Here is a 15,878-nt window from a genome sequence, read left to right as displayed (position 1 = left end):
CAGGAATAATCTGTCTCAATCTTTCACGAACATAAAAGAAAAAGTATAGATGAAAAGTGAATCTACCTACCCAATTGGTAAGCCAGGACAAAAGTGGCAACAAGCAGAACGTCAAGCATGGTTAGCTCAAAGAACGGTTAAGCGTGAATACCAACAAGAAGTTGTGCCAAAGATTAAAGCACTTGCAGACCGTTTTGATATCGAACAATACGGTGCACTGAGCTACGACGAAGCTCGCTTCCCACTTTTCGCAATTAAGAGCAAAAACTGGGACGATTCAAAGCCGACCATTCTCGTTACAGGTGGCGTTCACGGTTACGAAACCAGTGGTGTGCATGGCGCTATCAAATTTGCAGCGACCCAAGCAGAGAAATACACAGTGCACTTCAACATTGTAGTAGCACCTTGTGTAAGCCCTTGGGGTTACGAGGTGATCAACCGCTGGAACCCAAATGCTGTTGATCCAAACCGCTCTTTCTATGACGGTACACCAGCAGAAGAATCAGCAAACCTACGAGCTTTAGTGGCCTCTTTGCCAGAAGTATTGGTTCACGTTGACCTGCATGAGACGACAGACTCTGATGAAACTGAATTCCGACCAGCACTCGCGGCTCGTGATGGTATTAAGTACATCGAAGGTATGATTCCAGATGGTTTCTACACGGTTGGCGATACTGAAAACCCGCAACCAGAATTCCAAGCGGCAGTAATTGCTTCAGTAGAAAAAGTAACGCACATTGCGCCTGCGGATGACGAAGGCAAGATCATTGGTTCAGACGTCACTCAACACGGTGTGATCAACTACCCAATGAAGAAGCTTGGCTTATGTGGCGGCGTGACCGACTGTAAGTACGGAACAACCACAGAGGTTTACCCAGACAGCGACAAAGTGACTGACGAAGAGTGTAATGACGCTCAAGTTGCAGCGGTAGTCGGTGCTTTGGATTACGTAATTCAACATGAATTGAACGCGTAAGCTATTAGCTAATAGCTGCTCCCTAAAACTAAACAGAGCCACAAGTGACGATTCACTTGTGGCTCTTTTTTTTGTCTTTTCTACTTGTCTTTGATTTCTTCTTGGGCATAAAAAAGCTCCCTTGCACACAGTACAAGAGAGCTTTGAAATAACACTGAATAAGGAGTAATTAGCGAACTATATACTCCCCATATTCGATTACTTTATTTAGCGGTTTCGCTAACGTTTTCTTGTGCTTTATCTACTTCAGTCAGTAGACCTTTCAACAAGCTAAAACAGCCAATCAGAAGAATGATCGTAAACGGCAGTGCAGCAATGATCGTGATCGATTGCAGAGCTTGAATAGATTGAGTACCACCAATCCACAACATCACCATTGCGATAGCGCCTGAGATAACCGCCCAAACCACTTTCTGTTTCACTGGCACTTCTAGTTTACCACCCGCTGTCATGCCATCGATAACGATAGAGCCTGAGTCTAGCGTTGTAACGAAGAACACAATGATCAGTGCGACTGCGAGAACTGACAGAATGCTACCGAACGAGTAAGCATCTAGCATGTAGAACAAGCTTAGAGATACGTCTGTAATGCCTTGGTCGAGGCCAAGTTGTCCCACATGGTTAATTACTTGCTCGATAGCTACGCCACCGAAGATCGACATCCAAGCCGACGTTACCAATGTTGGGATAATCAGTACGCAAAGTAGGAACTCACGAACCGTACGGCCCTTAGAAATACGCGCTACGAACATACCGAAGAATGGTGCATACGCAACCCACCATGCCCAGTAGAACACAGTCCAGCCATGCAGCCATGTTGTGTCTTCACGACCCGCACTTTGGCTCAAAGCTACGATGTTTTTCACATAGCCCGTTGCCGCAGTCGCCACAGAATCAAGCACTGTCGTAAAGTTCAATACAGCGATAAGACCAAGGAATACGAACGCAATAACCATGTTCAGGTTACTTAGGAACTTAACACCACCGTCCATGCCACGCATAACAGAGATGATCGCCAAGCCCATAATCAAAACGATAATTGATTGCTGAAGGTAGATGTTGTTTTCCAAGCCAAATACGTGGCTAATACCACTTGCTGCTTGCGTACCACCTAGGCCTAATGAAGTCGCAAGGCCAAACAGGGTAACCAGTACCGTTAGTACGTCGATCACATCACCTGTTTTACCCCAAACTCGTTCACCCAGTATTGGGTAAAACACAGAACGCATTGATAGCGGTAAGCCTTTGTTGTAAACAAAGTACGCTAGACAAAGCGCCGTCATGCCATAGATAGCCCACGCATGAAAGCCCCAGTGGAATACGGTTGCACCTAGTGCCAGTTCACGGCCTGCTTCTGTAAAAGGTTCCGCATCTAATGGTGTGCCGAACCAGTTAGTGAAGAACGCGGTTGGCTCAGCAACGCCCCAGAAAATAAGTCCGATACCCATACCGGCTGCGAATAACATCGCAATCCAAGATGACATCGAATAGTCCGCCGTCGCGTCTTCGCCACCTAGGCGAATCTTACCCAACGGTGAAAATGCTAGAACAACAGCAAACGCTAGCATGATGTTAGCTCCCCACATAAACAGGAAGTCAAACTTTGATAAAACAGCACCCTTAATAGAATCAATAGCAGCTTTAGCATCTGCTGGAGGAAGAGCAAGAAGAGTGATGATGAAGAGAAGAGATAAGCCTACTGAGGCTATGAAGACGGTATTGTGGACATCCATGCCCCATTTACTGACGTTATCTTGACCAACTTGATAGTCAGTAGAATCGATACTGTATTTTTTTGATTTAAAACTCATAAATTATGATGTTCACATATCCGAATCAACGAATATAAGGACGCTCTCCATATCCAATTACTACTTGATTGGCTCGCCGAACCGCCTAAATAAAAGGCAATAAAAATCACAATAGTTAGTGATAAATGGACTTACTGGCTCAATCCCAAGGCGCACATTATAGCACAGCTCAAAGCATTTTGACTGAGTTTTAGCTCAATAGTCACCCAAACCACCGTTGATAGTGATAGTTAACCCAATAAAAACAGAATAAAATAAAAGAATAAAAACGTTCAAATACAAAAATTTAAATTAAAATGACGAACCGTAAAATTACATCCAAACTTTTTGCAGATAATTTTAATAATCAGCCAATTTACTTATAGCTCTAATAAAAAAGCCCCGCTATAGGGGCGGGGAAGTTACCAAAGGTAAAAGAGAAATCAGTGTTCAAATGTCAGTGCTGCGTCTCACAGATCAGCACTGCACATTTCAAAGACAGTACGTTAGATTGCGAAGCAAAAACCGAGGTTATAGTCTTCACCATTTTTCGCCGTGAACTCTTTGTCTTCACTTGATGCATTCGGGCGGCCACTTTCATCGCCTTTTACTAAGCTCACCCAGTGACGGATGCCAGAAGAACGGCTCGCCTCAGTTTGACCAAACGTGGTGCATGTCTCTAATTGGATATCTTGAATATCAACCAACTCCAGGCGGCCTGTGCCTTTACGAGCGCCGATTGTCACTTCAACGTGCGTACCGCTTTCATCACGGAATAGGATTGCTGAAGGCTTAGATTTATCACCTGTGTAAGCCACAAAGTGTTTAGCGCGTTTCAGTCCAGTATGTTCGCCATTCTTGAAGTAAACCTGAACGTGTCGGTAATCGATCTCGTAGCTCACTACATCTTCATGTGAACCCGTCTCTAGAGGAAATAGAGTATCAAGCAACTGTTTCGCCATTTTTTGTTTTTCGAGTTGCTTGTCTGCTTTCACCATTTCGACGGCAAAGACAGCTTCAGCAATAAATGTTGAATGGTTTCTGTGAAGTTCTGTTTTGTCTAGTGTCAGCATATTCATAGTCTATCCCTCGTACGGCTTTAAATTTCATTTAGGTCAAACATCCCAATAGACCCTTTTCAAAATTGTTCTTTACTGTGTGGTTTCCATGTTTTTCATACTACTGTTATTTTTGAAACAATTTCACAACAAAAATTACACAGTGTGAATTTTACTAAATTGCTTTTTACACAAACCGGCATTTCGAGCCCCCAGCCCTTTATTTAACTGGGTTGAGGGTTCTGTAGAAACGCATTTACGTGTTGTTTGAATTTGTGTAATAACCCACCCCAACCAACTTATTGTCGATAACTCGATAGTAAGTGTGCTTAGTTTCCACTTTGCTCGACAGCGGATTTAACCATCGATAAGTGTAAACGCCACGACCATTTTCTTTGGCTAGATTTAACATCTCAGTGAGAATCGGCTTATCGTCAGGGCTTAGAATTTCGTTGTGTGAACGCCCAACAAGCTCAGGAGACACGCCATGCGCGAGCAGTTTTCCAGAGCTCATATCCATCACAAACACATATAAGTCTCCTTCTACAAAACTTCCTTCGGCGTCATTGAACTCCGTTAAACTCTCTTGTTCTGACTCCACTATCGCGGTCATGGCTCTCGCCAATAAATTCTTAGCCTCAGCAGCACTGGAACGTTCTGGGTAATAACCCACAGCGACAATCACATCGCCGACACGCTCAAAGAAAGTCGTTTTCGGCTCACCCATGTGATCGGTTGGGTTGGTCCAGTGATACTTCACTTCACCAAAACCCTTGTGTACCGCTTTGGTAATCATTTCACGGAAAAAAGGATTGCCGTAAACGTCTTGGGTATCCAACACACTGTCGCCCACCAGCACCATAGAAGATCCGCCACTGGCAAGGAATTGGCCATCAATACCAAGAGCAAACACATAGAGCTCACCGTCTATATATTCGGCATCACTCATGAAGTCTTTCACGCTGTCGTCACCTTCTTTTTGAACGTGCACCACCGCTTTCGCCAACAAGGTTTTAGCTCTTCTTTCAGCGTCACTGACCACATGTGGCTCAGAGATATCGAGCACATTGACTGGCTTTATCTCTTTCTCGACTTCTGAATGCTCTGCACGTAATCCAATGCCGCTGACCACAGCAAACAAGGCGCAACTTATAAGGATTATTCTGGATAGATTCATCGTTGTGTCTCCTAATAGCCGACTAAGGACGGTAGCCAAAGCGTGATTTGTGGGAAGAAAGCGATAACGAAAACGCCTACGACAGATGCAAGTACAAAGGGATGGATCTTCGCGGTGATCTGCTCGACCGTAGAGCCACCGATCCCCGAGGCGACAAAGATATTTTCACCGAGCGGTGGTGTAGCAAAACCTATCGAGAGCGTACACACCACCACGATACCAACGTGGGTAGGATCGGCGCCCAGCATGTACATGATTGGCAACAGCACTGGCACAATGATCATGATCGCCGCCAAGGTTTCCATGAACATGCCGATGAACAGCAGCAAAGTGATCGTTAACGCCCACACCATGTACATGTTGTCGGTAAAGCTGAGTAGGGACTCGGCAACCACTACTGGGATTTTTTGCTCAATCAACAAACGTCCGAACACGGTGGCAGCAAAAAGGATTAACAATACACGCCCAGTGATCCATGTGGTGGTCGACAAAGATTTCATCACGCTTTTGAACGATAATTCTCGGTGAATAAACATACCCACAAATAGCGAATAAAAAATCGCCACAACCGCAGACTCTGTTGGTGTGAACATACCGCTGTAGATACCACCAAGAATCAGGAATGGCGCTAATATCGACCATAAACCGCGACGCAAGTAATGCCTTACATCACCAAACGACCATGTTTCGGTTAGCCCTTTATAGCCTTCACGCTTAGCAATGAAATAGTTAGTGACCACTAGCGTCGACGCCATAATGAAACCCGGCACAACCCCAGCAACAAACAGTTTTGGAATAGACAAAGAAGCAAACTGCCCATGCTGAGCAATGGCTTCTGGCGGTGCCATTAAGCCCATCGCAGAAATGCCGAAAATAACCAAAGGAATGGATGGCGGAATGATGATGCCCAAGCCACCTGATGCGGCCGTTACTGCCGATGCGTAGCTCTTATCGTAGTCTCGCTTAACCATCGCGGGCACCATTAACATACCCACCGCGGCGGTTGTTGCAGGGCCTGAACCCGAGATAGCGCCAAAGAAAAGACACGCCATTACCGTTGCCGCGCCAAGGCCACCCGTTACGGGCCCGGCCAAGCTTTCGGCGATATCCACCAGACGTTTGGAGATCCCCGCCGCCTCCATTAGTGCGCCAGCAAGAACAAAGGCTGGCAGCGCCATTAATGGGAAGTTACCCACCGAAGTAAACGCAATTTGTACCAAAGCGATGGGATTTTTGTCGAGCAACATATAGGCCGCCATTGAAGCGCCGGCCAGTGATACTGTGATTGGTGCACCCAGAATTAACAGGGTTAAGAAGCCACCAAATAAAATTAGAGTTAAATAGGATTCCATTATTACATCTCTCTATTACGACTATTCTCTGTGATGACTACTGCGCTGACTTTTGTGCCGTCATTTTTCGCAGCTCTTTGACTTCTGGATCTTCGTTGGTTGCGCCTTTGAATAAACGCTCGTAGTTGTTCCAGATAATTCGAATCATCATTAGGGAAAACGCGATAGGTAAAATCATGTAGAAATACTTCATCGGGATGCCTGTGGTTTGAGATTTCCAAAACAGGTTCATTTTGTTAAACACGAAGTCGTAACTGAGGTAAACAAAGTAACCGTTGAAGCAGAGCCATAAGAAGTCAGCGATGGTTTCGCTAACGGTTTGTACGATTGGCGGAAAGAATTTGAAGTGAAAGCTCACTCGGTTATGAGCCGACATTTTGGCCGCTACAACAGCTCCCAAGTAAGCAAACCAAACGAACATGTAAGTGGCCACTTCATCACCCCAAGGTATGGAGTAATCAAAGAACTGACGAGTAATGATTTGTGTGAATAGCAATAGGACAAAGCTTGCGAGCAGCAGACAACAGGTATATTCCTCAATGTTGTTAAGGTGCTTTTTTATTGTTTTAGCGACTGACATATAACCTCCAATGTTGATTTCCACATGACAACCAGTCGCTCACGGTCCTAAAAAGATCAGGTACAGAACAGATCAACGAGTAAAGCCATGTAAATGCCCTATCTCACTGTTCTATCGCTAGGTGATTAAGTAGCGGAGAACAGCAGATAGGGCGTATCTAATTGTTACTTTCTACCTAGTAACTCAAGAACGTCGTCTAGCTTGTCTTTGCCTCCAATGCTTGAGTAGAACTTAGGCCAAACTGACTTAGTCACCTTGCTGATCCACTCTTGCTCGTTGTCTGCTGGGTCGGTGAAGACCATGCCTTTCGCTTGTAGTTCTTCACGGATTTTGTTTTCAGTATTCTCTAGATAAGCAAAGCTGTGCTCTGTCGCTTCCTGACCCGCTTCAAGAATGATCTTTTGCATCTCTGGAGTCTGTTGTTGGAAGACCGTTTCACTGACGATTAGCGGCTCAAGCGAGAAGATGTAACGCAGGTTTGTTACGTACTTTTGTACTTCATTGAACTTCATCGCATGAACAGTGATGTATGGGTTGTCTTGACCATCAACCACACCTTGTTGCAGGCCAGTAAATGTCTCTGACCATGCCATTGGTGTTGGGTTTACGCCCCATGCCTGATAAGAAGCAATCATGATTTCGTTACGAGGAACACGAATCACTAACCCTTTTAGGTCTGCTGGCGAAGCCACTGATTTTTTAGAGTTGGTTAGAACCCTAAAACCAGAATAAGCCCAACCGACAATACGCACACCAGCATCACGAATCGTGTTATCGACTAAGTCTTGGCCTACTTGGCCTTGAGTCAATAGCACCGCTTCTTCTGCACTTTGAATAACATAAGGCATGGTCAATAGACCAACCGTTGGAGAGAAAGGCGTCACGTTGTTGATCGCCAATACTGAGAAGTCGAGAAGGCCGATTGCCGCGTCGTTGACGGTGTCTTGCTCGTTGCCCAATTGACCATTCGGGAACAGGTCGATTTTGACTTTACCGTCTGTTTTTTGCTCCATCAATTCAGAAAATGATGTCGCTAATTCCCACTGCGTACCACCAGCAGCATCGCCGATAGCCATTTTAAAATTTGCTGCTGCCGCGGTATGAGATAGCATCGCTGTTGCTACAATTGTGACGCCAGCAATAATTTTATTTTTAATCAATTTCATAGTCTTAACCTTTCATATCATACAGACGTCCTGCCTGTACTTTGCTCACAAGGTGACCTGGTACAACTTTCCTGGTCGTAGTTCTATTTCCCTATTTTGGAAACAATGTTCGAGTAGTTAAAGCACTTCATCCTTTAACGAATACCACTGATAAAGGAACTGTTGCCCTACTCTTCGAAATGGTGCAAACATCTCAGATTCCACCACTTCCCTCACGTTGGGGAACGGAAGTTTTGATTCAAATATTGGCAAGTCAAGCTTATGACCTTCACCTGCGATCCACTGGGCAAGGCGCTTGCCTGCTTGAGCGGAGTACATCACACCATTGCCGCCATACCCTAGTGCGTAGAATATGGATTGCTTTGGATTCGGCTGATAGATTCTTGGCATCATGTCGTGGCTAACATCCACCCAACCCCACCATGAATAATCGATTTTGATCTGATCGAGAGAAGGGAATTTTCGGGTTAAATCCGCTCTCAACATATCTTCGTATTTCTTTTCAGGTGCATTCTTGCCACTGATGGCACTGCGTGTACCAATTTGCACTCGGTTATCCGGTAACAAACGGTAGTAATGACGCAGAATTCTGGTATCAGTAATCACCTGATTGGTTTTAAAGTTACACGCGGCGATTTCGTCTTGAGTTAACGGACGCGTCACCATCGAGTTAGAAAGTACGGGGAATAGGCGATTCTTGAGCTCTGAATGCAAACCTTGGCTTGTGTATCCGCCGGTACAAACACCGACAGAACGAGCCTTAACCACACCACCTGGCGTTTTCAGGTAATGCACACCGTTACGTGTTTCCCAACCCATCACAGGGCTTGCTGGGTGAACTTTTACACCGAGTGCTCTCGCCTTTCTTAGATAACCAAACGCCAGTTTCCCAGCATGGATACCAATACCTTCTGGCTCATGCATTGCGCCTGCCGCTTCTTGATCACCAACGTAATCACGTTTTACGGTTTCCGCATCTAAGATCTGCGCATCGTAATCGAACGTGTCACGCAGCAACTTGGCTTCTTTCTCGAGTGTTGCCATCACTTTTGGACGGTGAGCAACGTATAAGTGGCCACCCGGCTGCGGGTCACAATCAATGTCTTTGATTAGAGATTTAAATGTGTTCATGCCATCGACGCATTCGCGGTGCATTTTTAGCGCGGTTTCGAGTCCCCAGCGTTCAATCCACTGAGAACGCTTCAAACGTCCTGACGCACACTGAGCCTGACCACCATTTCGGGTACTGCAGCCCCAACTCATACGGTTAGCTTCAATCACAGTCGCTTTAATGCCGTACATTTCAGCAAGGTGTATCGCGGTACTTAGGCCTGTGTAGCCTGAACCGATTATCGCCACATCGACATCCATATCCGATGTAATTGGGCCATCATCTTCAGGTGGTGCACCTGCGGTATCTACCCAATAAGTCGGGGCGTATTCCTTACCGTGACCGGGGCTCTTGTCTTTAAGTGGATCGTATTTTGGATCGTATTTATCTTGTGCTTGGGTGCTTTCTTGTGCTTGGGTGCTTTCTTTTGCTTGGGTGCTTGTCACCTTTGGCGGCACATCGGCTGCCGGTTGTTCCATTACTAAACTCATAATTCGACTCTCCTAGTCATAACACGTGAACGGGGTGCGATTTCGTGTCTAGCTCTTGGGAGTATTGCTGGGAGTCAAAAGAGGTCGTGTTTTACGGAAGGCATTTTTTACGCTGATTTTTCCCTCTTTCAGGGTAAACACATCAACCATACGAGCTTCGATGACAGTGCCATCAGGGTTAGTTGCAGAGAACGTTGATTCACTCACTGCGCGGGTCACCACACACAAAGTGGACAGGGTCGCTCCAAGCTGCATCTGGAAAGTTCTGCCAAACCAATTCAAAGCTATTGCGAACGGCTTCGTACCCTTCGATAGTGTTTCCAAGTTCGCCTTCTCCTGCCACGGTGTGGAAGACACAGTCTTCGGTCATAAACGACATTAGCGCTTCAATATCATGGTTATTCCATGCATCACTAAAAGACTGTAAAAAGGCGGTGTCGACTTGGTTTTCCAGCACGAATGTCGCTGCATTGGTTTGCATATTCATATTCCAGAATCCTTTATGTTTTCGTTATTGGTTTAAATTTCAGTAGCTTTGCGCCACTTTTTTATTAGAGTGTTTAAACTAGATCTGTGAAATTTAACAACTTGATAACAAGCTTCGCCACTCTAACTTCGAGTTACTTTATAAACAATCTTTAAGCTCACAGATTTCATCTTTTTATAAATTAATTAGTGTTCTAATTTTATTTACACAGTCACTCACTAGATTTATACGAGGTCTAAATAAAATAATTATAAATATTAGACTTTAGTCGAAGTCAAAATCTTGATGGTACTTTCTGCCATACTGTTCAAGCTGGCGATCATGAGTATTAACTTGTAATTCGATATTACCCTCACCTTTATTAATTGCTTGATTGTTATCTACATGGGCTTCATTTTTCAAATCAGCCAGTTTCTCTTCAATATATTCTGTCGGTTCATTTAAAACATTCATGGAGGTTAATTCCTTTATCAGGTTTACTTTCGCTGATGGAAGAATATGAACGGACACTAGACCGTTTGAATATTCTTTCTCATCGTACAAAGGCTGAATGGCATCATTGCCACCTTCCTTAAATGGGTGAATGGAATACCACTTATCTTTTCGTTGCTCTTGCTGATCACAATCAGCCACATTGAATATCTGAGTTCTATTCAGGTCACATGGTGAGTTAAAAACACTAACCTTATGATAATCAATGGCTTTAATAATATTGATACAGTCTTTGCTTTGGCTATGACACACAGACCACAACGCATTTACCAGGTTATCTGTCCACTCAAGTAAACGGGTTGGAAACCCCTGTTTCTTGGCTAAACACATCAATAACCAATCGTTTATCTCGTGTGCATTCAACGAATGCCCGCCATAAATTCTCACGGTCGAGAGAAGCTCTTGTTCGACACGGCGAATATTCTTTCGATTTGAGCGACCTAAGCTTGGCATCAGGTTATTATTTTCATAATCACACACGTTATAAATCAAATCACGATGCCCACTACACTCAGCAATGAGTGAATCGATTATTTCATACAGCTCTTCGAGTGAGCTTATATAACGTTTATTTTTCACAACATTCATACAATAAGTCGCTTAATTTATATTCGGTAAAGTTAAAGCATTAATAATCACGTTAATCAATGGTTCAATTGGTATCGTTGTAATTATTGAAAAATGATAATAGGTATATATCTTCGTCAAAGATGACCATTTATGGATCCATTAGTTAAGGATCGAACAATAATAATGAGTGACAAAATTTATATAGCTAGAACCACTTATGTACCGACGGAACATTTAATTAGTGTTCTAATGTTTAAGTAGAAATTATTGAACTAAGCGTTTACGTTCTTCACTTAAGCACTTTGCCAATACCCGTTAATATTGCCCGACCACGCTCTTTATAATGCGGTGGCCGGACAAACTTCCTATGACTTATACGTAATCTTTGTATTTATCTAGGAAACGAACCGGTGTTGATAGTGCATCTCGGCGGAACGGGTCGCCCAATTCCTGAGTACACATGATTTCAATGATGGTTGTTTTGCCTTCGTTCATCTGCATGTCGATGGCTTTTTGCAAGGTTGGACCTACATCTTCTAGCTTATCAACCGTGATACCTTCAGCACCCATTGCTCGTGCAATCTCTGCAAAGCTTTGGTTTTCAAGTTCACCGGCAACAAAGCGTCGGTTGTAGAAGTCGACTTGGTTCTTCTTCTCTGCACCCCATTGACGGTTGTGGAATACCACAGCTGTCACTGGAATGTTATGGCGAACACATGTCATGGTTTCCATCAGGCTCATGCCCCACGCACCGTCGCCTGCATATGAAATAGCGGGACGATGAGGTGCCGCAGCTTTCGCACCAATGATGGTCGGGAATGCGTAACCACAGTTACCGAAACTCATTGCAGCAAAGAAGCTGCGTGGTTTTTCAAAGCGTAAGTAGCTGTTTGCCACTGAGTTGATGTTACCGATATCCGTCGAGACCATAACGTCTTCAGGCATCGCTTTTTCTAGCTCACGCAGTACTTGGCGTGGGTGTAGGTATTCACCACCAGAGAACGGAGTCTCGTGTGAGTTTTCCTCAATCATATCTAAGCTGAACGAGTCACGTTCGTGTGTCCACTCATCAAGCTCTTTTTCCCAAAGTGCTTTTTCTGTAGCGACGGTATCTTGGCGAGCGCCTTTGTTGTCATCACACAACAGTGCACGACCTTCCAACCTTTCAGATAGAGCAACCGCTGCTGCTTTTGCATCACCACAGATACCAACCGAAATCTTCTTAACCAGACCAAGCATCTTGTTGTCTGCATCAATCTGAATGATTTTCGCGTTCTTCGGCCAGTAGTCCATGCCATGTTGAGGCAAGGTACCAAATGGACCAAGACGTGTACCCAAAGCGATAACCACATCCGCTTGAGCCATCAATTTCATTGCTGCTTTCGAACCTTGGTAGCCTAAAGGACCACACCATAATGGGTGACTCGCAGGGAAAGAGTCATTGTGTAGGTAGCTGTTCACTACAGGTGCACCTAGTCTTTCTGCTAATGCCGCACACTCTTGAACTGCATCAGCCATTACCACACCGCCACCGGAAATGATGACTGGGAATTTCGCTTCAGCTATCAAGTCTGCTGCTTCATTCAGAGATTTCTCACCACCAGGACCACGGTCTAAACGCGCTGGTTTAGGGATTTCAGTTTGAGTTTCACCGTAGAAGTAGTCACGAGGAATATTTAGCTGAGTTGGACCCATTTCGCTCATCGCACGGTCGAAGCATCGGCCTGTGTATTCCGCCATACGATCTGGGTGCGTTACGTGTCCTTGATACTTAGTGAACTCTTGGAACATTGGAAGCTGGTTACATTCTTGGAAACCACCTAAGCCCATTGTTTTAGTGCCTGTCTCTGGCGTCACAATTACGACCGGGCTATGTGCCCAGAACGCAGCTGCAATTGCTGTTACACAGTTACTGATACCCGGGCCATTTTGTCCGATGACTACACCGTGGCGACCCGATACACGGGAATAACCATCTGCCATGTGGGCAGCGCCTTGCTCGTGTACTACTGGGACCAATCGAATGCCAGCAGGAGCAAAGATATCCATTGCGTCCATAAATGCCGACCCCATGATGCCGAACATATCGGTAACATCATTAGCAACCATAGTTTCAACGAACGCTTCTGATGGTGTCATTGTTACTGTGCCGGAAACAACCGTACGTTTTTCTTGCTCGCTCATTCTTCCATTCTCCTTGAGTTAACCAAAATTTCATTTTTCGGAATGAATTGTCTCTTTTTCGAATTCATTTTCACCTTAGTAGTAGAATTTTTGCGCGTCAACTTTTTACATTAAATTGGAACAATTCACTCCAATTAATAAAACTGGATCACATTATTGGTAGTTTTTCGTACAAAAAGTGCCGTTAACTTAACTGGAGCTGTTAATAATCGATGACATATCGCGATAGCAGCGACAAGAGATGAGCTATATAGAGGGAAATATGATGAAAGAGGCGGAATTGGTACCAACGCAGCCGGTAAGCGTGAGAGAACGCTTTGGCATCGACAGTAACCTAACGGTGATGGCATTTGAACATCCGGGTGAATATGTGCCGAGAGTCGATCCTAATTACTGTTTTGACCCCGAAGTGACGCTGGCTATATTGGCAGGGTTCACCTCCAATCGTCGCACATTGATACAAGGCACGCACGGAACGGGCAAGTCTTCTCACATTGAGCAAATTGCCGCGAGATTGAATTGGCCGTGTTTGAGGATCAACCTAGACGGACACCTGAGTCGATTGGATTTCATAGGTAAAGACAGCATCGTCATTAAAGACGGAATGCAGGTAACAGAGTTTAAAGAAGGCATTCTTCCTCAGAGCATTCAACAACCCATCGCACTGGTGTTAGATGAGTACGACGCTGGTCGTCCTGACGTGATGTTTGTGATTCAACAACTATTAGAGCAAGACGGGAAATACACCTCTTTAGAACAAAACCGAGTGATCACACCTCACCCTTCTTTTCGCCTGTTTGCTACCTGCAACACGCTTGGCTTGGGTAACTTTTCAGGTTTGTATTCGGGTACTCAAGTGCTTAACCACAGTCAATTAGATAGATGGAACATCATCGCTACGCTCAACTATTTAGACCCACAACATGAAACCAAGATCGTGTTATCCAAGCTTCCAAATCTGAATAATGAAAGTGGCCGACAACTGGTTGAGAAAATGATCGCCACCGCAGGATTAACGCGTAACGGGTTTCGGGCTGGCGACCTTTCAACGGTGATGTCTCCGCGAACGGTGCTCACTTGGGCTGAAAATATCCAAATATTCGACGATGTTGCGACGGCATTTAGGCTTTCATTCTTAAATCGCTGTGAAGACGAAGAAAAAGAACTGGTTAGCGAATACTATTTCCGTTGCTTTGGTGAAGATTTAGAAACGCCTACTCAAAACTATTCCCACTCGGAGTCGTAAACCATGGCCAATGTTTCTTCCCAGCAGAAAAAGATCCTCGATCTTGGCGTGTCTGTCGCCAGAGCAATCAGTGGCGAACTCAATCTGAACTATCGGGGAGAACGTCTCTATAAAGGCAATAAGCCCTGTTATTACCAGTCCGCACATACTAACGATCTCACCTTTGTGTCTCGCCACGAGCTAAAAAGCAGCAAGCTATCGATGCAAGGTAAGATCGATTCATCGGCACTGCGACTATTGCTTTCAGACGCTGACCTCCATTATTCATTGCGCCCTCAAAACGAAATAGAACGTCTGCTTTACGACTTCTGCGAACAGGTCCGAATTGAATCTCAAGTCCCGCCTTATCTAAAAGGCGTGACCACCAGTAGGCTTTGTTGCGTAATTCAATGGAACTAAATCAAGAACCTACGATCTGATCAGCTATCTCCACTCTCTCGTAGTCCTATGCCTAAGCCTCGTTACAAAACAACCAACTGGAAGCAATACAACCAATCACTCATTAACCGAGGTTCTCTGACCTTTTGGATTGATGAAGAAGCAATAAGCGGGTGGGCGCAAAGCAAACAGAATAAGCGCGGGAGGCCGCGTCGGTTCAGTGATTTAGCTATCACGACAGCACTCATGGTCAAACGAGTTTTTTCTATGCCATTGAGAGCGCTTCAAGGATTTATCGACTCGATATTTAGGTTAGCTCATGTACCGTTAAGTTGTCCGCATTACACCTGCATCAGTCGTAGAGCCAAGCAAGTTGAGGTTTCATTTAAGACTAAAGCGAGAGGAGCAATACAGCACCTAGCCATTGATGCTACTGGCCTTAAGGTTTATGGCGAAGGTGAATGGAAAGTGAAAAAACACGGGACGGATGGCAACCGTAGAGTCTGGCGAAAGCTTCATATTGCCGTCGATACCAACACTCATGAGATCATTGCCGCCGAGCTAAGTTTATCGACGGTTACAGATGGAGAAGTACTCCCGAACTTACTGAAACAAACACGCCGAAGTATCCTTGAGGTGTCTGGTGATGGCGCTTACGACACAAGAGCGTGTCACGCTGCTATTAAGATTAAGCGAGCCGTTGTGCTTATTCCCCCACGAGAAGGGGCCGCCTTCTGGGAGCGTGGTCACCCTCGAAATCTCGCAGTGGGTTGCCAGAAATTATACGGCTCAAATAAGTATTGGAAAGAGCGGTATGGAT

Annotated in this window: 12 protein-coding genes and 2 pseudogenes; 4 read left to right on the top strand and 10 right to left on the bottom strand. The window is 44.9% G+C overall.

The genetic code is table 11. The features are described 5' to 3' along the window. Nucleotides 1–49: 49 nt before the first annotated feature. Nucleotides 50–976, top strand: a complete 927-nt coding sequence (locus ACED60_RS05470; RefSeq protein ID WP_017097084.1) for a M14 family metallocarboxypeptidase — start codon at nucleotides 50–52, stop codon at nucleotides 974–976. 203 nt (nucleotides 977–1,179) lie between these two features. Here the strand turns inward: ACED60_RS05470 and ACED60_RS05465 are convergent, their stop codons facing one another. The 10 genes and pseudogenes from ACED60_RS05465 to xsc all read right to left on the bottom strand — a co-directional run bounded on the left by ACED60_RS05465 (nucleotide 1,180) and on the right by xsc (nucleotide 13,434). Further along, nucleotides 1,180–2,787, bottom strand: a complete 1,608-nt coding sequence (locus tag ACED60_RS05465; protein WP_017097085.1) for a BCCT family transporter — start codon at nucleotides 2,785–2,787, stop codon at nucleotides 1,180–1,182. Between the two features lie 485 nt (nucleotides 2,788–3,272). After that, complete coding sequence (locus tag ACED60_RS05460; protein WP_017064292.1) at nucleotides 3,273–3,845, bottom strand: malate synthase; 573 nt, start codon at nucleotides 3,843–3,845, stop codon at nucleotides 3,273–3,275. 235 nt (nucleotides 3,846–4,080) lie between these two features. Then, on the bottom strand, nucleotides 4,081–5,001 hold the full coding sequence (locus tag ACED60_RS05455) for a cache domain-containing protein (protein ID WP_371727096.1): 921 nt from the start codon (nucleotides 4,999–5,001) through the stop codon (nucleotides 4,081–4,083). An 11-nt stretch (nucleotides 5,002–5,012) separates the two neighbouring features. Next, nucleotides 5,013–6,353: a TRAP transporter large permease gene (locus tag ACED60_RS05450; protein ID WP_069595559.1), complete on the bottom strand. Its 1,341-nt coding sequence runs from the start codon at nucleotides 6,351–6,353 to the stop codon at nucleotides 5,013–5,015. A 37-nt stretch (nucleotides 6,354–6,390) separates the two neighbouring features. Continuing rightward, nucleotides 6,391–6,933 carry a TRAP transporter small permease gene (locus tag ACED60_RS05445; RefSeq protein ID WP_017097758.1) on the bottom strand — a complete coding sequence of 181 codons (543 nt, stop codon included), beginning with the start codon at nucleotides 6,931–6,933 and terminating at the stop codon, nucleotides 6,391–6,393. Between the two features lie 164 nt (nucleotides 6,934–7,097). Further along, entirely contained in the window at nucleotides 7,098–8,099 is a 1,002-nt protein-coding gene (locus ACED60_RS05440; protein ID WP_010431300.1) for a TRAP transporter substrate-binding protein, read from the bottom strand. Between the two features lie 117 nt (nucleotides 8,100–8,216). Then, nucleotides 8,217–9,701: an NAD(P)/FAD-dependent oxidoreductase gene (locus ACED60_RS05435; protein ID WP_371727095.1), complete on the bottom strand. Its 1,485-nt coding sequence runs from the start codon at nucleotides 9,699–9,701 to the stop codon at nucleotides 8,217–8,219. Between the two features lie 48 nt (nucleotides 9,702–9,749). Beyond that, nucleotides 9,750–10,188, bottom strand: a pseudogene (locus tag ACED60_RS05430) (nuclear transport factor 2 family protein). 264 nt (nucleotides 10,189–10,452) lie between these two features. Next, on the bottom strand, nucleotides 10,453–11,268 hold the full coding sequence (locus ACED60_RS05425; RefSeq protein WP_371727094.1) for an FRG domain-containing protein: 816 nt from the start codon (nucleotides 11,266–11,268) through the stop codon (nucleotides 10,453–10,455). A gap of 354 nt (nucleotides 11,269–11,622) precedes the next feature. Beyond that, the gene (gene xsc, locus ACED60_RS05420; RefSeq protein ID WP_004731917.1) at nucleotides 11,623–13,434 is read right to left on the bottom strand and encodes a sulfoacetaldehyde acetyltransferase; all 1,812 of its coding nucleotides are present in this window, start codon (nucleotides 13,432–13,434) and stop codon (nucleotides 11,623–11,625) included. A 262-nt stretch (nucleotides 13,435–13,696) separates the two neighbouring features. Between xsc and ACED60_RS05415 the strand changes: the two genes are divergently transcribed. The 3 genes and pseudogenes from ACED60_RS05415 to ACED60_RS05405 all read left to right on the top strand — a co-directional run. Beyond that, a complete protein-coding gene (locus tag ACED60_RS05415; RefSeq protein ID WP_371727093.1) occupies nucleotides 13,697–14,680 on the top strand; it encodes an AAA family ATPase in 984 nt (327 codons plus the stop codon). A gap of 3 nt (nucleotides 14,681–14,683) precedes the next feature. After that, a pseudogene (locus tag ACED60_RS05410) lies at nucleotides 14,684–15,049 on the top strand (cobalamin biosynthesis protein CobT); the annotation flags it as partial. A 78-nt stretch (nucleotides 15,050–15,127) separates the two neighbouring features. After that, the coding region (locus ACED60_RS05405; RefSeq protein ID WP_371727092.1) for an IS5 family transposase at nucleotides 15,128–15,878 on the top strand (751 nt) is incomplete at its 3' end.

It is taken from the genome of Vibrio sp. 1F279, from assembly GCF_041439815.1.
Classification (GTDB): domain Bacteria; phylum Pseudomonadota; class Gammaproteobacteria; order Enterobacterales; family Vibrionaceae; genus Vibrio; species Vibrio tasmaniensis_A.
The sequence above is the reverse complement of the archived record's forward strand: the minus strand, read 5'-3'. Positions and strand labels throughout refer to the sequence as shown.

Excerpts from the sequence above, each read along its gene's own strand:
- ACED60_RS05445 (WP_017097758.1), bottom strand. The coding sequence starts at position 6,933 with ATGTCAGTCGCTAAAACAATAAAAAAGCACCTTAACAACATTGAGGAA.
- ACED60_RS05450 (WP_069595559.1), bottom strand. The coding sequence starts at position 6,353 with ATGGAATCCTATTTAACTCTAATTTTATTTGGTGGCTTCTTAACCCTG.
- ACED60_RS05465 (WP_017097085.1), bottom strand. The coding sequence starts at position 2,787 with ATGAGTTTTAAATCAAAAAAATACAGTATCGATTCTACTGACTATCAA.
- xsc (WP_004731917.1), bottom strand. The coding sequence starts at position 13,434 with ATGAGCGAGCAAGAAAAACGTACGGTTGTTTCCGGCACAGTAACAATG.
- ACED60_RS05435 (WP_371727095.1), bottom strand. The coding sequence starts at position 9,701 with ATGAGTTTAGTAATGGAACAACCGGCAGCCGATGTGCCGCCAAAGGTG.
- ACED60_RS05455 (WP_371727096.1), bottom strand. The coding sequence starts at position 5,001 with ATGAATCTATCCAGAATAATCCTTATAAGTTGCGCCTTGTTTGCTGTG.
- ACED60_RS05460 (WP_017064292.1), bottom strand. The coding sequence starts at position 3,845 with ATGAATATGCTGACACTAGACAAAACAGAACTTCACAGAAACCATTCA.
- ACED60_RS05415 (WP_371727093.1), top strand. The coding sequence starts at position 13,697 with ATGATGAAAGAGGCGGAATTGGTACCAACGCAGCCGGTAAGCGTGAGA.
- ACED60_RS05440 (WP_010431300.1), bottom strand. The coding sequence starts at position 8,099 with ATGAAATTGATTAAAAATAAAATTATTGCTGGCGTCACAATTGTAGCA.
- ACED60_RS05425 (WP_371727094.1), bottom strand. The coding sequence starts at position 11,268 with ATGAATGTTGTGAAAAATAAACGTTATATAAGCTCACTCGAAGAGCTG.
- ACED60_RS05470 (WP_017097084.1), top strand. The coding sequence starts at position 50 with ATGAAAAGTGAATCTACCTACCCAATTGGTAAGCCAGGACAAAAGTGG.